The organism is Nocardia puris, assembly GCF_003315035.1.
GTDB classification, from domain to species: Bacteria; Actinomycetota; Actinomycetes; order Mycobacteriales; family Mycobacteriaceae; genus Nocardia; species Nocardia puris.
The window spans coordinates 224,249-245,507 of record NZ_QNRE01000011.1 but is presented as its reverse complement, the minus strand read 5'-3'; the positions used below and the strand labels follow the sequence as shown (position 1 = coordinate 245,507).

22 protein-coding genes and 1 pseudogene are annotated in these 21,259 nt (G+C 69.1%); 8 read left to right on the top strand and 15 right to left on the bottom strand.

Annotated elements, in window-relative coordinates:
* Positions 1–30 precede the first annotated feature (30 nt).
* Positions 31–192, bottom strand: a complete 162-nt coding sequence (locus DFR74_RS36185) for a hypothetical protein (RefSeq protein ID WP_157115806.1) — start codon at positions 190–192, stop codon at positions 31–33.
* Positions 189–416 carry a helix-turn-helix domain-containing protein gene (locus tag DFR74_RS25000; RefSeq protein ID WP_147265913.1) on the bottom strand — a complete coding sequence of 76 codons (228 nt, stop codon included), beginning with the start codon at positions 414–416 and terminating at the stop codon, positions 189–191. The genes DFR74_RS36185 and DFR74_RS25000 overlap by 4 nt, the downstream gene beginning before the upstream one ends.
* Before the next feature lie 150 nt (positions 417–566).
* On the opposite strand from DFR74_RS25000, the gene DFR74_RS24995 reads away from it, so the two are divergent.
* From DFR74_RS24995 to DFR74_RS24985, 3 genes are all read left to right on the top strand, one after another.
* Entirely contained in the window at positions 567–863 is a 297-nt protein-coding gene (locus DFR74_RS24995; RefSeq protein WP_113975272.1) for a helix-turn-helix transcriptional regulator, read from the top strand.
* A gap of 370 nt (positions 864–1,233) precedes the next feature.
* Positions 1,234–1,548: a helix-turn-helix domain-containing protein gene (locus tag DFR74_RS24990; RefSeq protein ID WP_067505178.1), complete on the top strand. Its 315-nt coding sequence runs from the start codon at positions 1,234–1,236 to the stop codon at positions 1,546–1,548.
* A 25-nt stretch (positions 1,549–1,573) separates the two neighbouring features.
* Complete coding sequence (locus DFR74_RS24985; RefSeq protein WP_147265912.1) at positions 1,574–2,296, top strand: hypothetical protein; 723 nt, start codon at positions 1,574–1,576, stop codon at positions 2,294–2,296.
* On the opposite strand, the gene DFR74_RS24980 is transcribed toward DFR74_RS24985, so the two are convergent.
* Positions 2,293–3,771 (bottom strand): recombinase family protein, encoded by a 1,479-nt coding sequence (locus DFR74_RS24980; RefSeq protein WP_067505185.1) that lies wholly within the window; start codon positions 3,769–3,771, stop codon positions 2,293–2,295. The two genes, DFR74_RS24985 and DFR74_RS24980, sit on opposite strands and share 4 nt — an antisense overlap.
* 58 nt (positions 3,772–3,829) lie before the next feature.
* Here DFR74_RS24980 and DFR74_RS24975 point away from each other — a divergent pair.
* Positions 3,830–4,765: pseudogene (locus DFR74_RS24975) on the top strand (pyridoxal-dependent decarboxylase); the annotation flags it as partial.
* A 267-nt stretch (positions 4,766–5,032) separates the two neighbouring features.
* On the opposite strand, the gene DFR74_RS24970 reads toward DFR74_RS24975, so the two are convergent.
* Positions 5,033–5,734 (bottom strand): DUF2334 domain-containing protein, encoded by a 702-nt coding sequence (locus DFR74_RS24970; protein WP_067505188.1) that lies wholly within the window; start codon positions 5,732–5,734, stop codon positions 5,033–5,035.
* A 101-nt stretch (positions 5,735–5,835) separates the two neighbouring features.
* Positions 5,836–7,983, bottom strand: a complete 2,148-nt coding sequence (locus DFR74_RS24965; protein WP_067505340.1) for a S9 family peptidase — start codon at positions 7,981–7,983, stop codon at positions 5,836–5,838.
* Positions 7,984–8,314: 331 nt separating this feature from the next.
* On the opposite strand from DFR74_RS24965, the gene DFR74_RS24960 reads away from it, so the two are divergent.
* Positions 8,315–9,346: a DUF2330 domain-containing protein gene (locus DFR74_RS24960; RefSeq protein WP_084537404.1), complete on the top strand. Its 1,032-nt coding sequence runs from the start codon at positions 8,315–8,317 to the stop codon at positions 9,344–9,346.
* Between the two features lie 51 nt (positions 9,347–9,397).
* Here DFR74_RS24960 and DFR74_RS24955 read toward each other — a convergent pair whose 3' ends face one another.
* From DFR74_RS24955 to DFR74_RS24930, 6 genes are all read right to left on the bottom strand, one after another.
* Positions 9,398–10,357 carry an alpha/beta hydrolase gene (locus tag DFR74_RS24955; RefSeq protein ID WP_067505191.1) on the bottom strand — a complete coding sequence of 320 codons (960 nt, stop codon included), beginning with the start codon at positions 10,355–10,357 and terminating at the stop codon, positions 9,398–9,400.
* A 134-nt stretch (positions 10,358–10,491) separates the two neighbouring features.
* Complete coding sequence (locus DFR74_RS24950; RefSeq protein WP_067505194.1) at positions 10,492–10,935, bottom strand: HIT family protein; 444 nt, start codon at positions 10,933–10,935, stop codon at positions 10,492–10,494.
* Positions 10,936–11,286: 351 nt separating this feature from the next.
* On the bottom strand, positions 11,287–11,781 hold the full coding sequence (locus DFR74_RS24945; protein WP_067505197.1) for a hypothetical protein: 495 nt from the start codon (positions 11,779–11,781) through the stop codon (positions 11,287–11,289).
* A 64-nt stretch (positions 11,782–11,845) separates the two neighbouring features.
* On the bottom strand, positions 11,846–13,267 hold the full coding sequence (gene purB / locus DFR74_RS24940) for an adenylosuccinate lyase (RefSeq protein ID WP_067505200.1): 1,422 nt from the start codon (positions 13,265–13,267) through the stop codon (positions 11,846–11,848).
* Between the two features lie 6 nt (positions 13,268–13,273).
* Positions 13,274–13,960, bottom strand: coding sequence for a TetR/AcrR family transcriptional regulator (locus DFR74_RS24935; RefSeq protein ID WP_067505203.1), 687 nt, complete (start codon positions 13,958–13,960; stop codon positions 13,274–13,276).
* 129 nt (positions 13,961–14,089) lie between these two features.
* The gene (locus DFR74_RS24930) at positions 14,090–15,214 is read right to left on the bottom strand and encodes a pyridoxal phosphate-dependent aminotransferase (protein WP_067505206.1); all 1,125 of its coding nucleotides are present in this window, start codon (positions 15,212–15,214) and stop codon (positions 14,090–14,092) included.
* 158 nt (positions 15,215–15,372) lie between these two features.
* On the opposite strand from DFR74_RS24930, the gene DFR74_RS24925 reads away from it, so the two are divergent.
* A complete protein-coding gene (locus DFR74_RS24925; RefSeq protein WP_067505209.1) occupies positions 15,373–16,326 on the top strand; it encodes a M23 family metallopeptidase in 954 nt (317 codons plus the stop codon).
* A 118-nt stretch (positions 16,327–16,444) separates the two neighbouring features.
* Here DFR74_RS24925 and purD read toward each other — a convergent pair whose 3' ends face one another.
* Positions 16,445–17,719: a phosphoribosylamine--glycine ligase gene (gene purD, locus DFR74_RS24920; protein WP_067505212.1), complete on the bottom strand. Its 1,275-nt coding sequence runs from the start codon at positions 17,717–17,719 to the stop codon at positions 16,445–16,447.
* Positions 17,720–17,921: 202 nt separating this feature from the next.
* Between purD and DFR74_RS24915 the strand changes: the two genes are divergently transcribed.
* Together DFR74_RS24915 and DFR74_RS24910 are read left to right on the top strand one after the other, a co-directional pair.
* Positions 17,922–18,299, top strand: a complete 378-nt coding sequence (locus DFR74_RS24915) for a PH domain-containing protein (protein WP_067505215.1) — start codon at positions 17,922–17,924, stop codon at positions 18,297–18,299.
* Between the two features lie 18 nt (positions 18,300–18,317).
* Positions 18,318–18,743: an HIT family protein gene (locus DFR74_RS24910; RefSeq protein ID WP_067505218.1), complete on the top strand. Its 426-nt coding sequence runs from the start codon at positions 18,318–18,320 to the stop codon at positions 18,741–18,743.
* A 69-nt stretch (positions 18,744–18,812) separates the two neighbouring features.
* Here DFR74_RS24910 and DFR74_RS24905 read toward each other — a convergent pair whose 3' ends face one another.
* The 3 genes from DFR74_RS24905 to DFR74_RS24895 all read right to left on the bottom strand — a co-directional run bounded on the left by DFR74_RS24905 (position 18,813) and on the right by DFR74_RS24895 (position 21,058).
* The gene (locus DFR74_RS24905; RefSeq protein WP_067505221.1) at positions 18,813–19,700 is read right to left on the bottom strand and encodes a WXG100 family type VII secretion target; all 888 of its coding nucleotides are present in this window, start codon (positions 19,698–19,700) and stop codon (positions 18,813–18,815) included.
* A 16-nt stretch (positions 19,701–19,716) separates the two neighbouring features.
* A complete protein-coding gene (locus tag DFR74_RS24900) occupies positions 19,717–20,040 on the bottom strand; it encodes a type VII secretion target (RefSeq protein WP_067505224.1) in 324 nt (107 codons plus the stop codon).
* 73 nt (positions 20,041–20,113) lie between these two features.
* On the bottom strand, positions 20,114–21,058 hold the full coding sequence (locus DFR74_RS24895; protein WP_067505227.1) for a hypothetical protein: 945 nt from the start codon (positions 21,056–21,058) through the stop codon (positions 20,114–20,116).
* Between the last annotated feature and the right edge of the window lie 201 nt (positions 21,059–21,259).

Sequence of the window (21,259 nt, the reverse complement as noted above, 5' to 3'; positions counted from 1 at the left end):
GGTGCATCTCGGCGGGCCTTCTTCGTGGAGTCATGCGGCAGCGGATTCGGACTCGTGCTGCGCGCGCTGGCGGCGGATCGAGCGCATCGCTCGCACCGCGGCGTCGAGATCGTCGGGGCGAAAGTGCTTCTTCTGCTCGTCGATCCATGCCTGCATGGCGGGATCGACACGCGGACGCGTGGGCTGACTCATCGCACGCTCTCCACCAGGTCGTCGAGGAAGCGTCCGGGCGGGATGTGGAGGTGCCTGGCGATACGCACGAGTTCGTGGGCACGGAAGGATCGGATGCCTCGGACTCGGTTGCGCCAGGTGGTCGGCGGGATGCCGACGGCGACGCGTACTGCCTTCTGCGTCTGGCCCGCTTGCCGGATGGCGAGCAGGACCGCGTCCGCTGTGCTGCGGTCGATGGGGTCCATGATCATCACCGTAGACCCCGTTCGGTCCTATTTCAACCCCGAACGGTCTCTTTTTAACCGAGTTTGGTCCTAGCTCGGCACTACTCGAAAGCCAGTTCTATGACGTGGGTCTCTTGTGCTCAGGCCCATACGGTCCCCAAAATGGACCGTATGGGTACAGACACCGCCGACGAGAGCCAGCGGACAGAAGTCCTCGACGCGGAGACCAAACGCCTCCGCGACGAGGCAGCGAAGGCCGTGGATCGCGCGCTGGGTCGCAATTTGCGCACCGCACGAATCCACGAGGGCTACTCCCAGGGAGAACTCGCGGACCTCGTGGGAATGAACCAGAAGACCATCGGCCGACTCGAACGCGGCGAGCGGCCGATGACGATGGACCAGATGTACAAGCTCTGCCTAGTACTGAAGATCAAGCCGAGCACGCTCATGGCAGAAGTCGGCATCTAGCGACTCCGCTACCCGCAACCCCGACACCCCCCGCCGCATGGCGTCCACCACGACCACCGAGACCGGGACATCCCGATCATCAGGCAACTCCCAGCGACTGCCGTCCTGACGCACACCGTCCACGCTTCACCCCTGCAAACCAGCCGCGGCTTGCGAGCCTCCCCCGAAGGCCGTTCGTCGCGATTAAACTGACCATGTTCCGGTTAATTGAACACTTGAGCAGGGACGATATACCCCCATTTGGTGGTACCGCAAGGTTGGTTTGCTCATTAGGGGACTTTGGTAACTGATCGTCCGATAGACGTCCCAGAACACCGAGAAAGCTACTGGCGGTTAGGGTATTCGGATGGCGCGCAGAGGTAGGCTGAACATGGCGCTGGCAGTCGCCGTGTACGACGCACGCCAAGCGGCAGACCTGTCCATCCAGGAGATGCGCCGCCGCACCGGATTCGCGAAGCACGTCTATGAACGGCTGGAGAACAACGAGCGCACGATGAGCGTCGAGCAACTCGACGATATCGCAACCGCCCTCGACATCGAAGCCGAGCAACTCCTCAGCAGCGCAAGAAAACTGGCCAACCTCGGAGACCACGAACTACAGCGCCGCCTCGCGGACCGCCCAGGACGACGAGACCGTGCCGCCCGCGCCGCCGACGCCATGGCCGACTTCCTCGGCATGGAGTAGCAACCTTCCGCGAACACACCGCAGCGTGTCCGACACGCCGGATACGCTGCGGCGTGTGGTAGTGCTCATCGTCTTTGTCCTCCTTATCGCAGTCGCACGGCTAACCCTCCGCCGGGACCGAGGGCGCGCCTTGACGATTGCGATGCTCCTAGTCAGCGGCGCGTATCTGCTCGGCGAGCGGTGGGCCGATACGTGGCTCGATGCCCAGCTCGAACCGACTGTGGGTGCAAACGTCTCAGACCTGGTCCAGACCCTCGGCATCACCGCGGCGTGCTGGGTGATCGGCCTGTCCTGCCTCGCCGCCCTCTACGGTGACAACCAGATCGGGCTCGGCCAGCGTTACGTGCGCGTGTGGACAGCCGGCGGAATCGTCACCGCCGCAACGCTCATCACCACCTCCCGCGCTGGCGACGCGCGCACTGTACCGGTGCGGCACGAGTTCGAGCTGGTCGACCCGCTGACCATCGCCTACAACGTCGTCGCGGCAGGCGCGGTCGGCATCACGTGCGCGATCCTCACTGCCGCATCTCTCACCGCACTGCGCGACCACCGCGCACCCCTCCATACCCCTCTGCTGGCTCTACTCACCACCGGATTGCTCGGCGTGCTCTCCGCGATCGCCACAGTCACGCTGCTGATGGTCAACGCCGAGCTCGTCCGTGACCGCGTCGAGACGTTCACGGTCGGGACCAGCGCTCCGATCCTCGCATGCCTCGCCGCGGCCGGCCTCTACGGGCTGGCACGCTAGTCCTCGTCCGCCTCTGGGTGGGCTAATAGGCCGACCGGGCGCGCGGACAACCCGACCTCGGTCGTGTACCTGCCGCGCCTACCGATCGGATGGATGACGACGCGCATCGCCAGCCGCAGCACAGTGCGCTTCTCCAGGACCGTGTAGCCCGCCCACTCCTGGCGAGCGTTCGGGCCCACGATGTCTTTGAGCTCCGCAGGGACCGCAGCGGACGCTTTTGCGATGCGCGCGTTCGCGTCCCGCATCTGCTGTTCCAACTCCTCCACGTAGATCGCCACGCTGGTGGCCGACATACGCGTACGCGCAGCGTCACGCAGGTACTGCTTGCGCTCCTGCGTCAGCTGCTCGATCAGCGCCAGATCGTCATCGATCGTGCGGCCGGTGGTGCGGTCGACAGCACGCAACCGCCTGCTCGTCTCCGGGTCCTCAAGCAGCTGGAGCAGCAGCTCCTCGATGTGGTCATCCACGCGCTTCATACTGCGGGTGACGTGGCCGTGCGGGAGGCACGTATACCGATCGGCGGCCCGGAACTTCGCGTTCGGCCCCTTGTGCTCGATGGCGCCGTCCATGCCTCGTTCCAGGCAGACCGAGCACAGCGCGATATGGGTCAGCAGGTAGCGCGGCTCGCTGCCACGAGGGACCGGAGTTTCCTTGCTGAGCAGCGTTTTCAGTGTCGTCAGCTGTTCGAGGTCGGGGAACACAGGCTCCCACGTGCCTCGACCGACGATCTCGTCGTTATGGGTGCGCATCCCGTAAAGGGATGGATTCAGCAGGAACCTCTTGATGTCCACGCCCCGGAAGTTCCCAGACCGCCCGGCCGCCTCCCAGGCGCCCTTGTACCGGCGGCTCAGGTCCTTCAGCGAGAAGGTGTCGCGGTTGTCGAGGATCTCGGCCGCGATCTCGCGCAGGATGCGCGCCTGGGGTTCGTCGATCTCGCGGCCGATCGACTTTCCGGTAGCCGGGTCGCGCACCACCCGGTAGCAGGGAGGTAGCTTGCCGTGCGGCTTGTTGGCCGCCAGGTTGGCTTTCATCGCCCGCAGAACGCGTTTTCTGGTCTTCCCCGCCGCCTTCGCGCCGTCGAGGATGTCCTGCCACACCCGGTTCCTGTCGTCGTCGTCGGAGAGATCCCAGACCCGACCGTCGTAGTAGAGCATGACCCCCCGGCTGGTCACCAGTTCGCAGAAGACGGCGAACTCGTTCATGTTGCGCGTGATGCGCGACGGCTCCCATACGACGAGCACGTCGCCGGGCTGCAGGACGTCGGGCAGCTGCTTGAAGGCCTCGCGCTCACGCTTCGAGTGCCGCGTAGCGCCGCGGTCGTTGTCCTCCAGGACCGCCGCGACGATCCAGCCCTCGTACTCGCAGTCCGCTCGACAGGAGTCCTCCTGCTCCCTGCACGATCGGCCACCCTGATCGTCCTTGCTGACTCGCGTGTAGATGATGGCGCGTTTGATGGCCGCGATGATGCCCGCCATCCGAGAGACCTTGTGCATGGAGGGAGTTTAACAGTCCTCCTATTGACAATTAAGCTGGGAGAAGTTCGCCAGGTACTTCGACGTGGAGATTCGCCAGATCCCGCTGCGCGGCGACCGGTTGACCATGCACCCCGACGACGTCGCCGCGCACTGCGACGAGAACACCATCATGGTGGTCGCCACCTTGGGACAGACGTTCACCGGGCTGTTCGAGGACGTCGCCGGGATCGCCCGCGCCCTCGACGACCTGCACGCCGGGGGCGGGCCCGACATCCCGCTGCACGTCGACGCGGCCAGCGGCGGATTCCTCGCGCCGTTCACCGCGCCCGACCTGGTGTGGGACTTCCGGCTGCCGCGCGTGAAGTCGATCAACGCGTCCGGGCACAAGACCGGGCTCGCGCCGCTGGGCGCGGGATGGGCGGTGTGGCGCGAAAACGACGATCTGCCACAGGAATTGATCTTCAACGTGGACTACCTCGGCGGCAGCATGGCCACGTTCAACCTGAACTTCTCCCGGCCGGGCGGACAGGTCATCACCCAGTACTACGACTTCATCCGGCTCGGGCGCACCGGCTACACGCGTGTGCAGGAGGCGATCTACCGGGTGGCGCGGCGGCTGGCCGATGGGCTCAGCACCTTCGGTCCGTTCGAGCTGGTGCACGACGGCGACCCGGCGCGCGGCATCGCGGCGGTCTCGTGGCGGCTCGTCGGGTCACCCGGCTACAACCTCTACGACCTGTCCGACCGGCTGCGCACCCGCGGCTGGCTCATCGCCGCCTACCCGCTGCCCGCCGACCGCGAGGGCGAGACGGTGATGCGCGCCGTCATCCGGCACGGGTTCACCCACGACATGGTCGACCTGCTGCTCGCCGACATCCGCCGCAGCGTCGACCAGCTCGGCCGCCACCCGCTGTCGGTGTCGCTGACCCGCGCGGAGGCGGGCGGATTCACCCACGACGCGACACCTGTGGTGCCGGATCAGCCGCAGGACTGAGGGCCGCGTCATCCTGCTCGACGCCGCCACGACCTTCGCCGACGCCAGGCCCACTCTCGAAGAACTCGAGGCCAGCCGCTCCGCCGTCCGTGCGCGCGCCGAGGAGCGCGAGCGCATCGACCTGCGCATCCGCTCGGCTTCGAGCCGACCGGAGCGGCATCGGTGCGGCGGTGCCCGCATCGCGCGCGGAGTGCCGGATCGGTGAGAGTGGCGCTGCCGCCCCGGTTTTCGCCGTGTTCGGGGCGGCAGCGCCGGTGCGGGCTGGTCTCAGGCGGCGCGCACGAGGTCGAGTGGTTCCCAGCGGTAGACCTCACTGTGCGCGCCGTGGTAGAGCGCCAGGTCGACGGCGTCGAGCACGGCCTGGCGGGGGCCGGAGCGTTGGAGCTGCGCCGCCGAGATCGCCAGCCGCAGCACACCGCCCCGCCGCGCCGTGCGGGCCGCGCCCAGCACGAGCGCACGGCACCACCACGGTTCGGCGCGGAACCCCTCGCCGATGCCGTAGACGCGAGCCCGCTGCGCGGTGTTGCGCTCCAGATCGTGGATGGTGGTGAGGCCGAGGGCCAGGCGGAAGCCCACCTCGGGCAGCGCCGCGACGGCGCCCGCCGACGCGTCCCAGCGCGGCGCGGCGAACAGGCGGGTGCGCAGTTCCACCCGCTCCATCACCCGGTCGGCGGCGGTGAGCCGCAGCCGCGCCTCGTGCCGGGGCAGCGTGGCGAACTCGGCGCGACGGCGTTTGGTGGCGGCCTGGTCGTATCCGTGCAGCACGATCGCGTCGCCGCGCGCCCGCCTGCCGCGCAGCCACGACTGCGTCGCGGGATCGTCCACCAGCCGGTACTTCCCCTTCAACCGGGGCGCCACCAGCAGCGACAACCGCACGTCCCGGCGATCCATCTCCGCGGCGAACTCGATCGCGGCATCGCGCGTGGTGTCCCGGATCCCCGACACGGACACGATCAGCTCAGCGTTCATGCCTCCACGATGCCCGCCCGATATGACCACCCCGTGCAACCCACATGACCAGCCGACGAACAGCCCGTCACGGGTGATAGCCCCCGGCCATCACCACCGGTTCACTTCTCGGCGAGGCCGACCGTGTCCAGCACCCAAGCGTGTTCGAAGGCCACTTCCTTCCACTTGGCGTAGCGGCCGCTGACGCCGCCGTGGCCCGCACTCATTTCGGTCTTCAGCAGCAGCGGGGCGTCGCCGGTCTTGGTGGCGCGGAGTTTGGCGACCCATTTGGCGGGTTCCACGTAGAGGACGCGGGTGTCGTTGATGCTGGTGACGGCCAGGATCGCCGGGTAGTCCTTGGCCTCGACGTTCTCGTACGGCGAGTAGGACTTCATGTACTCGTAGACTTCCTTGTCCGCCAAGGGATTACCCCACTCGTCCCATTCGATGACGGTGAGCGGCAGCGAGGGGTCGAGGATGGAGGTGAGCGGGTCGACGAACGGGACGTTGGCCAGGATGCCCCGGAACAGTTCCGGCGCGAGGTTCGCGACGGCGCCCATGAGCAGGCCGCCCGCGCTGCCGCCGTCGGCGACCATCAGGTCCGGCGAGGTGACGCCGGTGTCGATGAGATGCCGTGCGCAGGAGACGAAGTCGGTGAAGGTGTTCTTCTTGGTGAGCGTCTTGCCGTGCTCGTACCAGATCCGGCCCATCTCGCCGCCGCCGCGCACGTGCGCTACCGCGAACACCATGCCCCGGTCCAGCAGCGACAGGCGCGCCACCGAGAACGTGGGGTCCATGCTGGCCTCGTAGGACCCGTACCCGTAGAGCAGCAACGGCTTCGGGCCCTCGGTCACCGCGTCGGCGCGCCACACCAGCGAGATCGGGACCCGGGTGCCGTCGTCGGCCACGGCCCAATCACGGTGCTGCACATAATCTTTCGCGTCGTAACCCCCCAGCACCGGCTGCTCCTTGCGCAGCAGCAGGGCGCCGGTGGCGGGCACGTAGTCGAACACCTGCATCGGCGTGATGAACGAGGTGAGCCCGATCCGCAGCGTCGGCTGCTCCCATTCCGGATTCGCGCCCGCGCCCACGGCGAACAGCTCCAGATCGAATTCCAGTTCGCGCAGATCGCCGTAGCCGCTCTCGGTGAGCGGCCAGACCGCCACCCTGGTGAGCGCCTCGCGCCGGTAGCTCACCACCAGGTGGTCGGCGAAGGCGTCGACGTCCTCGAGCCGCACATCGTCGCGGTGGGCGATCAGCGTGGTCAAGTTCGACGGGTCACCCACGGGCGCCTCGGCGAGGACGAAGTTCTCCGCCTTCACCCCGTCCACCACGTCGTTGTGCAGGATGAGGAACCGGTCCTCGCCGCCGATCACCGCGTGCTCGGCCGTGTACTCCACGCCCTCGCGGCGCGGCAGCAGCACCCGGAACTCGCCCTCGGGATTGCCGGACTCCAGCACCCATCCCTCGGTGGTGATCTTGGAACCGACCCAGATCATCAGGTACTTCTCGGAACGCGTGCCGCCGATGCTCACCCAGTAGCGCTCGTCGGGCTCGTGGAAGACCTTGACGTCGCCGTCGGTGGGGGTGCCGAGACGGTGCCGCCACACGGTGTCGGGCCGCCACGACTCGTCCACGGTCTGGTAGAAGACGTGCGTCCCGTCCAGCGACCAGGTGGCGCCGGGCGCGGTGCGCGCGATCTCGTCGGCGAGCAGTTCCCCGGTGCGCAGATCCTTGAAGCGCAGGGTGTAGCGCTCGTCGCCGACGGTGTCGACCGAGTACGCGAGCAGAGAGCCGTCGTGGCTCACCGAGAACGCGCCGAGCGCGAAGAACTCGTGCCCCTCGGCCAGCTCGTTGCTGTCCAGCAGCACCTGCTCGCCGGGAATCTCGCTGTCGGCCTCGAGGACGGGCGGCGTCCACGCGTCGATGCCCGCCGCGGCGGCGTCGATCGGGCAGCGGCAGTGCACGCCGTACTGCTTGCCCTCGAAGGAGCGCGAGTAGTACCAGTACTCCCCCATGCGGGTGGGCACCGAGAGATCGGTCTCCTGGGTACGCGACTTGATCTCGGTGAAGATCTTCTCGCGCAGCCCGGCCAGGTGGGCGGTGCGCGCCTCGGTGTAGGCGTTCTCCGCCTCCAGGTAGGCGACGACCTCGGGATCGTCCTTGTCCCGCAGCCACTCGTACTCGTCGACGAAGACGTCGCCGTGATGCACCCGCTCGGTCGGCACCGTCTTGGCGATCGGCGCCGCCACCACACTCTCGACAGACATGCGCTCCACCCTACTGTTCGCGCCGGTGGCGCAGCGGCGCGTGCGTTTCGCCCTGCGCGATCAGCGGGCGCGGGTGCCATCCTGCGCGAGGCGACCGAGTAGCCCAGCGCTCCGGCGCGCGATCGGCACGCGGGTGTCGCGGCGGGCCGTCCGACAGCCGTGCCACAGTCTTGCGGGAGGGCACGTCAGGCAGGCGGGCTCGGCGACCTCGTTCGAGACGACGTCCGCCGAGCCACTCGCGCCAGTCGAACCGCGCCGGCGCGCCGGCCGTGCCCCCGAGTGTCCTTCGATCGAGGTGCCGAGCCGCTCCGGGCGCAGTACGCTCGCGCGCATGCGCTCGATCCTGGTCGCCCGGTTCGCGACGGTGGCGGCGGTGTTGTGCGCGTCGGCCGGAATCGGTGCGCTCGCACCTGTTTCCGCGTGCGCCTGCGGCGGCATCGTGAGTCCCGGCGACACCGCGACCGTGCGCAACGAAGTCGCGGTGGTGCGCTGGGACGGGGTGCGCGAGACCATCCTCATGCAGCTGGCGCTGGGCGGCGGGGCCGAGGAGGCGGCGCTGCTGGTGCCCACTCCCACGCCGGCGCGGGTGGAGGCGGGGTCGTCGGACACGTTCCGCGAGCTCGAGCGCCTGACCGAACCGGAGATCGTCACCGACCGGCGCTGGTTCGCCGACCAGCGCGGGGATGCCTCGGGAGGTGCGCCGGGCAGCGCGCCGACCGTGCTCGAACAGGTCACGCTCGGTCCGCTGGAGGCGACCACGCTCACCGGCGGCGCGCTCGACGGCGTGCGCGCGTGGCTCGACGAGAACGGCTACGAGCTGCGGCCCGAGGTGACCGCCACGCTGGAGCCCTACCTGCGCGAGGGCTGGTCGTTCGTCGCCATGCGCCTGGTCGCCGACGCGCCGCTGGACGGCGCGCTGGACCCGGTGCGCCTCACCTTCGACTCCGACCGTTTCGTCTACCCGATGCGCATGTCGGCGGCGGCGCGCGAGCCGCAGTCGGTGCGGCTCTACCTGCTCGGCGAACACCGCCTCGAACGCACCGACGCCGACGCCGCGTCCCAGCGCGTCGGCGTCGACTTCGCCGGGCGCATCACCGACACCGACGATCCCGCGCTGCGCGAACTGCTCGCCGACGGGCACGACTACCTGACAGAGATGTGGATCGCCATCCGCGAACCCGCCGAGATCACCACCGACTTCACCTTCGCCCCGGCCGCCGAAGACACCGACTACCGCCGCCGCATCCACCGCACCGAGGACATGACCATCCTCGGGGCGCCGGCGGGGCCGATCCTGCTCGGGGCGGGTGTGGTGATTGTCCTCGGGGCGGTGGTGACGTCCCGACGGATGTTCCGGTCGTAGTCGAGTCCGCCGCCCGGGTTCAGGCCCCGAGCGGCGGACAGCGAACCGGGTCTACGCCCCGAGGGCCGGGCCGATGGTGGGCCAGGAGCGGTGCAGGTGGTCCTGCCAGTAGGACCAGGAGTGGGTGCCGACCGGGCTGTAGTCCAGGCGGGCGGGGATGGCGGCGGCGCGCAGTTTCTGCTCGAAGCCGACCACGCAGATGTTGACGCCGACCTCCACCGGGCCGCCGAGGAAGATGTTCTCCGCCAGCTGCGGTTTGATCTGCGCCTCGTACGGTCCGGGGATGCCGGTGCCGGTGGCGAGGTAGATCGCCTTGCCGCGCAGGCGATCCAGCATGAGCGCCGGATCGTGGGCGGCCCATTCGGGGCTGCCGGGCGGGCCCCACATGTTGAGCGGGTTGCCGCCGCGGTTGGCGATGGAGAACATCACCGCGCCGGTGGCCAGGCTGGTGTCGGGGCAGGCGCTGTAGCCGGCGACCGCCCGGTACAGGTGCGGGTGGCGCGCCGCGAGGATGAAGGCCGCGTTGCCGCCCATGGAGAGGCCGCCGATGCCGTTCACCCCGTTGCCGTTGAACTCGCCGTTGATGATGGGCGGCAGTTCGCGGGTCAGGAACGTCTCCCACTTGTAGCGCCCGAACTTCGGGTCGTCGTGGAGCCAGTCGGTGTAGTAGCCGGCCTGGCCGCCGATCGGCAGCACCACGTTGACGTTCTTACCGCGGAAGAAGGCCTCCGCGTCGGTCGCGTTGGTCCAGGTGCTCTGGCCGACACCCGGGTCGAGGCCGTCGAGCAGGTAGTACGCGGGGCGCGCGCCGCCGCCCGCCGGGTGCAGCACCTGCACCTGGATGGTGCTGCGCATCGCGGGCGAATCGACCCAGACGGCCGAGCGCGTCGGGCTGAGCCGATCGATGCGAACGACCTGGGCGGCCGACGCGGGAGCGGGGTCGATCATCGAAGGTCCCAGCATGGCGATCGCCAGGGCCAGCACTGCAACAGCAACTCTGTAACGCCGCACTACCAACCTCCATCACCGCATGACAATGGCATTCAACGTATCTCGAGCCGGGGGCGTCCCGGTGGCGAATCGCCATCGGGCGTTTCCACAGCAAACTGCACGGTACAGAACAGCTTTCCCGTCCGCACCATGTGTCACAGGCCCCCGGACCGGTCCACTCTATCCAGAGCGCCCCGGATCGACCCCGCCAGATAGTCCAGATCGGCGCGGTGCGGGCTGGTGGGACGCGCCCGCAACCCGAATCCGTCACCCGGTGTGCGCGGGATGACGTGCAGGTGCACATGGAACACCTCCTGCCCGGCCGTCACCCCGTCCGCCAGGAAGAAGTTCACCCCGTCGCAGGCCACCTCGCTCTCCCGCAGCGCCGCCGCCAACCGCTGCCCCACCTGAAACAGCTTCCCGCCCACCTCCAGGTCCAACTCCGCGAGGTTGCGCGCCGGCACCCGCGGCACCACCAACAGATGCCCCGGCGTCACCGGCCGAATATCCATGAACGCGACCACGTCATCGTCCTCATACACCTTCGACGCCGGCGCCCGCCCCGCAATGATCTCCGCGAAAATCGTGTAGGGATCCACACCGCACCCTAACGAACCCCGCCGTCCCGGCGGACTCCAACGGGCACCCGGACACACGCGCCCAGAACCGGCCCGACTGCACTCCTGTGGAATTGGTACCTACTGCCGAGCAATACGCCGAAGGCGTTGGCTTCCCACACGACATCACGCACCGCTCTCTCAACCTCCAGTCCGAACGCACTGCGAAGTTGCCGCCACTCGAAATGGCTCGAACGCGACAATCCCGAGTGATAAGCTGACATCAGCTTCCGGCACTAGCTGGAAGAAGTGAACCCGACTCTTCACCGGACGGTGGGCGGTCGGGTTTCGCGTTTCATCGACGTGGTTTGTCGACGTCAACGCAGATGCGAATCAGTGGAGCGACGACCTGTTTCCATCTGCTCCCTGCGCCGAACGAGCCACCGCATCGGGCCACCACAGTGCCGGGTCACTGTGCGGCGGCAGATGCGTGTACGAGAGGTTCGTCGGCTTCCTGGCGAGAACCTCCGCGATACAGTGCCGGTCCCGGTGGTCCTGCCCCGCCCGCGATTCGATGACCAACCGCGATGCATCGGTGGCGACGAGGTCCAGCACGAGCGCTTCGAGACACGCCCGCCGCGTCGAGATTTCAGGGCCTCGGCCCTCGTAGACGGCCACACCTACGGTGGAGCATCGCGCCATCGCCTCGAGTATCCGGCGGCGTCGCTGCTCAGGTTCGTGATTGAAATGCCATCGCCGTTGGCCCGGTAGCAGGTAGTCCTTGACGACCGAACGAGCATGGCCGAGGCGATTCTCGGGAATCAGTGCGGCGCACAGGATGTAGCGGTCCTTGCGGATCGACTCGTCGACGAAGGCGTGGATGGGCACCCGCGCGACGATACCCTTCCGCTATCGCACCGGCGCGCGGGCAGCGCCGAAACCCTATGGCGCGCTAGAGGATCGGCGAAGGGGTGTAGCGGGCGGCTTCCGGGTACGCGTCCACGAGCTTCTGGACCTGCGCCACGACCTCGGCGGTTTGGTCGGGGGCGGCGCCGACGAAGGCGGACTTGTCGGCGAGGGCTTGGTCGAGGGCGGCGCGGTCGAGGGGGAGGCGGTCGTCGGCGGCGAGGCGGTCGAGCAGGTCGGGTTCGCGGCCCTGTTCGCGCATGGCGAGGGCGACGGCCACGGCGTGCTCCTTGATGACCTCGTGCGCGGTCTCGCGGCCCACGCCCGCGCGCACGGCGGCGATCAGGATCCGGGTGGTGGCCAGGAACGGCAGGTAGCGGTCCAGTTCGCGGGAGATCACGGCCGGGTAGGCGCCGAATTCGGCGAGCACCGTCAGGAAGGTCTCCATCATCCCGTCGACGGCGAAGAACGCGTCGGGCAGCGCGACACGGCGCACCACCGAGCAGAACACGTCACCCTCGTTCCACTGCGCGCCGGCCAGTTCGGCGGCCATCGACGCGTACCCGCGCAACACCACCTGCAACCCGTTGACGCGCTCGCAGGAGCGGGTGTTCATCTTGTGCGGCATCGCCGAACTGCCCACCTGACCGGGCTGGAAGCCCTCGGTGACCAGCTCGTGCCCCGCCATCAGCCGGATGGTGTGCGCGAACGACGACGGCCCGGCGCCCACCTGCACCAGCGCCGACAGCACATCGTGGTCCAGCGAGCGCGGATACACCTGGCCCACGCTGGTGAGCACGGTCGCGAATCCGAGGTGGCGCGCCACCTGCTGCTCGAGCGTCGCGAGCTTGGCCGCGTCGCCGCCGAGCAGGTCGAGCATGTCCTGGGCGGTGCCCATCGGACCCTTGATCCCGCGCAGCGGGTAGCGGTCGATCAGCTCCCGCAACCGGGTCAGCGCGATCAGCAGCTCGTCGGCGGCGGAGGCGAACCGCTTGCCGAGGGTGGTGGCCTGGGCGGCCACGTTGTGCGACCGGCCCGCCATCACCAGGGTCTGGTATTCGGCGGCGCGCTCGGCCAGCCGCGCCGCGATCGCCACGCCGTGGGCGTGCACGTGCTCGAGCGAGAGCCGGATCTGCAACTGCTCCACGTTCTCGGTGAGATCGCGGCTGGTCATGCCCTTGTGCACGTGCTCGTGCCCGGCGAGGGCGTTGAACTCCTCGATGCGCGCCTTCACGTCGTGGCGCGTGACCCGTTCGCGTTCGGCGATGGAGGCCAGGTCGACGTGGTCGATGACTCGCTCGTAATCGGCGAGCACACCCTCGGGCACCTCGATCCCGAGTTCCGACTGCGCGCGCAGCACCTCCAGCCAGAGCCGCCGCTCCAGCACGATCTTGTGCTCCGGCGACCACAGGCGCACCAGCTGCGGACTGGCGTAACGGGTGGCGAGGACATTCGGGACGAGACTCACGTCTGGTCAGTCTAGTGGCCGGAACCTGTCGGTTTGCCCGGACGTCGAGTTCAGCGGGCCGCGCGGGTGTCCGTCGGCGTGTTCCCCGCGTAGCGGCGGTGCGACGATGTCGATCACCTCGAGCAGCGCGCCGCGCGCCATCCGGCGCGGTTCGGGGTTGCTCTCGGTGAGCGCGGCGACCACCGCGCCGTCCACGACCGCGACCAGTCGGCGCAGTTGCTCGGGCCGCACCGACCGGTCGGAGCGGCGCAGCGCGTCGGCGAGCAGCTCGTCCAGCTGCGCGCGCAACCGCAGCTGGACCTCGCGTAGTTCGGGGTGGCGGGCGGAGGCGACCGACCGCTCGTAGCGGGCGATGAGGTGACCGTGCGTGTTCTCGTCGGGGCCGTCCGGTCCGACCAGCAGGTCGAGCACCAGGTCCACGGTGGCCTCGGCGCCGCGGCGGCGGTGGCTCACCTCGCCGACCCGGCGGCGCATGGCCTCCAGTTCCGCGTTGCCGCTGAATTCGACCGCGCGGGCGATCAGGTCTTCCAGGGATTCGAAGTAGTAGGTGGTCGAGGCGAGCGGTAGGTCCGCGCGCGTCGCGACCGAACGATGCCGCACCGCATCGAATCCGCCTTCGAGTAACAACTCGGCGGCGGCCGCTACCAGAGCCTGGCGACGCCGTTCGCCTTTCGGGGTCGTCGCGGTTATCACCGTGCCATCGTGCCAGTCGTCATCAGTTCATCCGTGCGAAATCGAGAGTGGAAACCCAGCCACCGTTGTTTTACCCCATCTGCGGCTTCCTGGTGCCGGACTGCGGAAACTTGTTGCCGGGCAAGCGCTTCAGGCACCGGTATGGCGACCCAGACGGGCCAGCGCCTCGGCGATGTCCGCGGTGGCTCCGGCAAACGAGAAGCGAACGGTGCGATGCCCATTGACAGTGTCGAAATCGATGCCGGGCGAGAGCGCCACACCGGTGTGGTCGAGGACCTCGGCACACCACTTGCGGGAGTCGTCGGTGAGGTGGCCGATATCGGCGTATGCGTAGAAGGCTCCGTCGGCGGGGGCCAAGTCGGTGATGCCGATCTTCGGCAGCCCTTCCAAAAGCAGTTGGCGGTTCACGGCATAACGGCGAACGTGTCCGTCCAGCTCGGACTTCGCGTCCGGGCCGAAGGCGTGCAGCGCCGCGTATTGCGAGATCGCGGGCGGGCAGACCGTCATATTCGACGCCAAGCGCTGTAGCGCCGGGCGCAGGCCGGTGGGCGCGAGCATCCAGCCGAGCCGCCACCCCGTCATGGAGAAGTACTTGGACACCGAGCCGATAACCACGGATTCGCGCGATGTTTCCCAGGCGGACGATGTGTGTTGATCCGAGCCCGCCGTCTCGTAGGTGATGCCGTGATAGATCTCATCCGAGATCAGCAGCGTGCCGTGCGTGTCGCACCAGCGGGCCAGCGCCGCGAGCTCGTCGGGGGCGATCATGGTGCCCGTCGGGTTGGCCGGGCTGGCCACCACCAGGCCGGCGGGCGGCTCCGGCAGCGCCTCCAGCATGGCGACCGTCGGCTGGAACCGGGTATCGGGTCCGCAGTCGAGTTCGACCACCCGGCAGCCGAGCGCGGCCAGGGTGTTGCGGTAGGCGGGGTAGCCGGGGCGGGCGACCACCACCGTGTCGCCCACGTCGAAGGCCGCGAGGAAGATCAGCGTGAACGCGCCCGACGAGCCGGTCGTCACTACGACGTCGTCGGGGTCGACGGCGTAGCCGTAGGTGTCGGTGTGATGCGCGGCGATGGCCTCGCGCAGCGGGAGGATGCCGAAAGTCTCCGTGTAGCCGAGCAATTCGGCGTCGATCGCCAGTTTGGTGGCGCGCAGCACCGGCGCGGGCGCGGGGGTGGAGGGCTGGCCCGCCGCGAGGACGAGCACGTCACCGTGGGTTCTGGCGCGTTCGGCGGCGGCCTTCCACACGTCCATCACATAGAACGGCGGAATGGTCGACCGGCGGGATTCTCGAGACACCCGACAGACGGTAGACCCTGCGCCGCGCCCCCACCCCGGCAATGGCGACTTGCGCACCACATCCACCCCTCGTCCGTGCGCCGGGTCACTCGGCACGGCTAAGGTCGTGCGTAATGCTTGACGAGGCTCGCCGCGCTGGGCTTGATCGGGTACGTGGAGCGGGTGGCATCGGGGTCATACCGCCCGATCGGCGCGCCGCTTTCCGGAAAGATCACACCGCCCGAGATCTGTGGCGTCGCGCCCGTCGGATGGTCGACGACCTGCGCAACCGTCCGCGCCCCGATCTGCGGGAGCTGTGGGAGGAACAGAAGCGCCGCGACTACCGGGCCTTGCTGCGCAAACATCGCGTGCTCATCGGCGGGTTGATCGCCGTGCTCGTGCTGGCGGGCGCGGATTCGCCGTTCGACTGGGGTCTGTCGACTCGCACACCCGGGCCGAACGAGGCGCAGCGCGTCTTCTTCGCCCAGCCGCAGCAGATGCAGTCCACTCCCCCGTCGGTGCGCCGCTACCTCGACGCCATCGCCAACGGTGAACGGCTGCGCGAGGCCGCGGTGGTCGCCGCCGCGGCCCGCGCCACGCTGGAGCGGGCGAAAGCCGAGGCGGCCGCCGCGGCCGCGGGCGAATGGCAGCCTTGGATGGGCGGCACCGCGCCGCTGCCCCCCGGCTCGATCCTGCCCGGCGGCAGCGGGTTCGTACTGCCCACCCGCGGCGTCTTCACCTCCGGATTCGGCACCCGCTGGGGCACCTTCCACAACGGCATCGACGTCGCGGGCCCGATCGGCACCCCGATCTACGCCGTGGCCGGCGGCACCGTCATCGACGCGGGGCCCGCGCAGGGCTTCGGCCTGTGGGTGCGCATCCGCCACGACGACGGCGCCATCACCGTCTACGGGCACATGTACGACTTCTTCGTCTCGGTCGGCGAACGCGTCCCGGCCGGTATGCAGATCGCCCGCATGGGCAACCGCGGCGACTCCACCGGCCCGCACCTGCACTTCGAGGTGATCGTCGGCGGACAGTACGTCGACCCGCGCGCCTGGCTGGCGCAGCGCGGGTTGAGTTTCTGAGGGACAAGCACGGTGGCCGGGCACACCCGGCCGGCGTGCACTGGACGCGACGACCGCCGGCCGGTCGGGAAATAGCCGTGACCACCGTCATGGCTGGTGGCGGAAGCCGCTGGTGCGGCTAGCCCGGGACGGTGATCCGGTCCTCGACGGCGGCCAGGCCGATGTCGGTGCGGAAGTGGCTGCCGGGGAGCTTGATCGAGGCGATGCGCTCGTAGGCCCGGTCGCGCGCCTCGGACAGGTCCTCGCCCACCCCGACCACGCTGAGCACGCGCCCGCCCGCCGACACCAGGGCGCCGTCCTCGCGGGTCGCGGTGCCCGCGTGCAGCACGGCGGCGGATTCGTCGGCCGACTCGCCCGCCCCCGTGATCACATCGCCCACGCGCGGGCGGCCCGGGTAGTTCTCGGCGGCCACCACGACCGTGACGGCCGCGCCGTCGCGCCAGCGCGGCGGCGCCACCTGCGCGAGCGTGCCGGTGGCGGTGGCGTTGAGCAGTTCGCCGAGCGGGCTCTCCAGCAGCGCCAGCACCGCCTGGGTCTCGGGATCGCCGAAGCGGCAATTGAATTCGACCACGGCCGGGCCCGCCGCACCGATCGCCAAACCGGCGTAGAGCAGGCCGGAGAACGGGCAGTCGCGGCGCACCAGTTCGGCGGCGACCGGCTTGACCACGTCCTCCACGATCGCGGTGACGGTCTCGGGAGCCAGCCACGGCAGCGGCGTGTACGCGCCCATTCCGCCGGTGTTCGGGCCGGTGTCGCCGTCGCCGACGCGCTTGTGATCCTGCGCGGGCAGCAGCGGCACCACCGTCTCGCCGTCCACCAGGCAGAACAGGGAGACCTCCGGGCCGTCGAGGAACGACTCCAGCAGCACCGGATGGCCCTGCTCGAGCAGTTCGGCGCCGTGATCGCGGGCCGCCAGCCGGTCGGCGGTGACCACCACGCCCTTGCCCGCGGCCAAGCCGTCGTCCTTGACCACCCAGGTGGGGCCGAACCGGTCCAGCGCGGCGTCGAGGTCGGCGGGGTTGTCCACGATCTCGCTGTGCGCGGTGCGCACGCCCGCCGCGGCCATCACGTCCTTGGCGAACGCCTTGGAGCCTTCGATCCGCGCGGCCGCGGCCGAGGGGCCGAAGCAGGCGATGCCCGCCGCGCGCACCGCGTCGGCCACGCCCAGCACCAGCGGCACCTCGGGACCGATGACGACCAGATCGGCGGACAGCTCGGTGGCCAGTGCCACCACCGCCTCCCCCGAGGACGCGTCCACCGGGCGCACCTGTGCGTGCTGGGCGATGCCCACGTTGCCCGGCGCGGCGTAGATCGCGCTCACCCCCGGGTCGCGGCGCAGAGCCTGGACGAGGGCATGTTCACGGGCTCCGGATCCGATGACGAGTACGCGCACGCACGACAGCTTAGGTGACCCGCCGCGCCGCCCCGCCGGGCATCGGCCTCTTGGTCACCCGCCGTTCACGCGCCGTTCGGCGGCCACTCGCGAATTCGGTTACGGCGTTTCCCCCCTCGCGCCCGCGACGCGTGGATCATGGGTGGGGAGGCCGGGGCACGCCGTCCCGCCCACCACCGACGCCGCGAAGGACGTAGAGATCATGGGTCTGATCGACGGACTGATGGGCAACGCCGGACGCATCGATCCGGGACAGGCGCAGCAGGAGTACGCGAAGCTGCTCGGCAACGGCGAACAGATCTACGCCGCGTACCTGCTGGTGCGCGACGCCATCCTGTTCACCAACCGCCGCCTGATCCTGGTCGACAAGCAGGGGTTGTCCGGACGGAAGGTGAGCTACCACAGCATCCCGTACCGCTCCATCACGCATTTCGCGGTCGAGACGGCGGGCACCTTCGATATGGACGCCGAGCTGATCATCTGGGTGTCCAGCATGGACGCGCCGGTGCAGAAGAAGTTCAACCGGCAGGTCGACATCTACGAGGTGCAGGGCATCCTCTCCCACTTCGTCGGGGTGTAGCGGTACTACGCTGCGGACATGGCTTCCGTCTTCAGTGCGATCATCGCCGGTCAGCTTCCGGGCCGATTCGTCTGGGAGGACGACGAATTCGTCGCCTTCCTGACCATCGCCCCTGTCACCCAGGGCCACACGCTCGTGGTGCCGCGCGCGGAGATCGACCAGTGGCAGGACATCGATCCCGACACCTTCGCGCGGTTGAACGTCGTCGCCCAGAAGGTCGGGCAGGCCGTGCGCGCGGCGTTCGAGGCGCCCCGCGCGGGCCTGCTCATCGCCGGGCTCGAGGTCCCGCACCTGCACGTGCACGTGTTCCCCGCCTACTCCCTCGGCGACTTCGACATCTCCGGCGCCGACCCCAACCCGTCCGCCGAATCCCTCGACGAGGCGCAGGCCAAGATCAAGCAGGCCCTGCGCGACCTCGGCCACGGCGCCAACGTCCCGGACTGACGCGAGTCCCGGGCCGCCCCCTACGCGGCCCGGAACCGGCTCCGCCCCAATCGGTTCGGCGTCCCGTCGTCAGGTGATGAGCCCCAGCACCGCCTTCGTGTTCTGAGAGTCCTTGCCCGCCAGCGCTTTGTACAGGCCGTCGATCAGATCGCGGATCGCCACGGCGGTGGTGCCGAACTCCTTCACGTCCTTGGCGAGCGCCTTCAGCAGCAGCGACACGTCCGAAATGGTCTCGGCGATCTTGGCGACGGCCTCCGAGATCACCAGGGGCGTGGCCGTACCGACGGAGAACGCGAGTTTCAGCGTCCACGACACCAGCTTGCCCGCGATACCGGCCAGGATGTCGCGGACTGCGGTGCGCACACCGCCGATGATCTCCCCCATCGCACGGGTCAGCTCGGCCAGACCGTACGAGGCCGCGGCGAGCGAGGCGACCTGCGCCGTCTGAACACCGGCGTAGACGCGATAGGCGTTGGCGGCCAGCCCTTCCCACTTCGCGGTGTCGCCGGTGACCGCTGCCTTCATATCGCAGGCGACCTCCTCGACGTGGTTGCCGATATTGGTCCACGACTGTGAGTAGGCCTTGATCATGTCGGGGTTGCCCGCCAGCTTGTCGAACACCTCCCGGACGGGCTTGATGTGCTCCAGCATCCAGGACACGATCTGACCGGCCACGTAGGCGACCGGATCCGAGTACATCGCGGCCATCTCGAGCCCGACGGCCACGACACCGAGTTCGAACACGCCCGGGTCGCCGCGGTTCATTCCGTCCTGGATCTCGTCGAAGCCCTCGAACAAGGTGAGCCCGCGCGTCATGCCGAGCGTGTCGGAAGAATCGGACGTGGTGACGAACAGGCCGAGCGGGCCGGACTGGTGGTAGGCGTTGCGACTGTCGGTGCCGGTCTCGATCAGCGAGTTGTCGATCCGGGCCGGATCGGTGAGAAAAGGCGTCGTCATGATGTTCTCCGGCCGCTCAGCGCGGCCCGTCGCCGATCTCGCAGCCGTCCAGTTCGGAACCGCGCTCGGTGTCGAGCTCCTGGAAGGTGTCGGCGCAGGTGACGATCTTGTCGGCGGTGGCCTCGAGGGCGGTGCCCATACCGGTGAGTGCGAGGGCGGCCGTGGCCTGCACCATCTTCACCGCCGTGACGAACGGCGTGGCGAACATGCCGTAGCCGTCGTCGAGCAGCATCAGGTGCCGGGCGGCCTCGGCGGCGTACGCGACGCGGTCACCGAAATCGCCGCACGACTCGGCGTGTTTGCGCAGATCCGCCAGTTCGACGGTGAAGCTGCTGGTCACCGCGGCCTCCTCCGGGTTGGGTACAGGGTGTGTTCATAGAGGTTGGACGCGGCGGCCGACCGATCGGTTCCCTTTATTTCGAAGTCGGGCCGTAAGGCGGGCTCGGTCGGCGCGAGCCCGGTCCCGGGTATCGGCGCAAGGCCGCGTAGCGGAGGAGCCGGCGGTGCAGGAGTTCGGCGGCGAAGGCGGCGTTACCGATGGTGAGGACGATGTCCCGATCCACGGTGCGGATCACCACCGCCGGAGTGGTCGGCGGGATGCGGTCGGCGGCACCGACCGGCAGCTCGGTCCACAGGTTTCCCGCGGAGCCAGGTGGCGCCCACCCGCTGCGCACAGCGACGACGCGGTCGAATCGCACGTTGCTGCCGGGGAGGAATCCGAATCGGCCGCCACGGCGGAGGACGGTGAGGGCGTCGGCGTGCACCGTCACCACCGTCGAATTCAGCACCACGGCCACCCCGTAGTCCCAACTGGATTCGCGCATGATGTCGACGGCGATGCCCGTGTCGCCGAGCGCGGCGTGCATCGGCTCCAGAAACTCGTGACCGGCGCGCCACCCGCTCCACCCCGCGGCTCCCACCACCGCGAGCAGCACCAGGAACAGGCCCGACCACCACACGTCACCGGACGCGGCACCGACGAGACTCGCGATTCGATCGGCCACGATCCCCTGCACCATCACGATTCCGCCCGCGAACCACCCCCACGCCTTCGGATGCTGCAACGCCGACCACGCCGCCGGGCTCCGCGGGCGCAACAGCAGGACTCCGCCCACCGCGGGAGCCGCCGCGAACACCATGGCGACATGCGCGGCACCGCCGATGACCAGCGGCCGCACTCCCTCCAACCCACCGGGTACGCCGCGCGCGATGGTCAGCACTGCCGCGAACACCACCCCGGCGCCGGGGATCGCCACGAACGCGTAGCGCAGAAATCGGCGCGATCGTTCCCACCGTTCCCGCAGCACTTCGTCCACGGGTCCGACGACCCCCGGCGGCGTCACCGGAATCAACTCCACATCCGCTCCCCTCCGCCCAGCGTGCCGCGCCCCTGTCGACGGCATGAGCGCCTTGATGCGAGACGACGCCGCGCACGCCAGGCAGTATGCCTCCACCGCCGCGACCAGCGGGCGCACGAACGTGATCGGCGCGGGTGCCCACCGCGGCGCAACGCCGACTCGCCGCTGATATCTCGCGGCCTCCACAGAACCCGGCGCGGC

Coding starts and splice junctions, on each gene's coding strand:
- DFR74_RS36185 (WP_157115806.1), bottom strand. CDS start 192: ATGAGTCAGCCCACGCGTCCGCGTGTCGATCCCGCCATGCAGGCATGG.
- DFR74_RS25000 (WP_147265913.1), bottom strand. CDS start 416: ATGGACCCCATCGACCGCAGCACAGCGGACGCGGTCCTGCTCGCCATC.
- DFR74_RS24995 (WP_113975272.1), top strand. CDS start 567: ATGGGTACAGACACCGCCGACGAGAGCCAGCGGACAGAAGTCCTCGAC.
- DFR74_RS24990 (WP_067505178.1), top strand. CDS start 1,234: ATGGCGCTGGCAGTCGCCGTGTACGACGCACGCCAAGCGGCAGACCTG.
- DFR74_RS24980 (WP_067505185.1), bottom strand. CDS start 3,771: ATGGCGGGCATCATCGCGGCCATCAAACGCGCCATCATCTACACGCGA.
- DFR74_RS24970 (WP_067505188.1), bottom strand. CDS start 5,734: ATGAACGCTGAGCTGATCGTGTCCGTGTCGGGGATCCGGGACACCACG.
- DFR74_RS24965 (WP_067505340.1), bottom strand. CDS start 7,983: ATGTCTGTCGAGAGTGTGGTGGCGGCGCCGATCGCCAAGACGGTGCCG.
- DFR74_RS24960 (WP_084537404.1), top strand. CDS start 8,315: ATGCGCTCGATCCTGGTCGCCCGGTTCGCGACGGTGGCGGCGGTGTTG.
- DFR74_RS24930 (WP_067505206.1), bottom strand. CDS start 15,214: ATGGACGTGTGGAAGGCCGCCGCCGAACGCGCCAGAACCCACGGTGAC.
- DFR74_RS24925 (WP_067505209.1), top strand. CDS start 15,373: ATGCTTGACGAGGCTCGCCGCGCTGGGCTTGATCGGGTACGTGGAGCG.
- DFR74_RS24915 (WP_067505215.1), top strand. CDS start 17,922: ATGGGTCTGATCGACGGACTGATGGGCAACGCCGGACGCATCGATCCG.
- DFR74_RS24910 (WP_067505218.1), top strand. CDS start 18,318: ATGGCTTCCGTCTTCAGTGCGATCATCGCCGGTCAGCTTCCGGGCCGA.
- DFR74_RS24905 (WP_067505221.1), bottom strand. CDS start 19,700: ATGACGACGCCTTTTCTCACCGATCCGGCCCGGATCGACAACTCGCTG.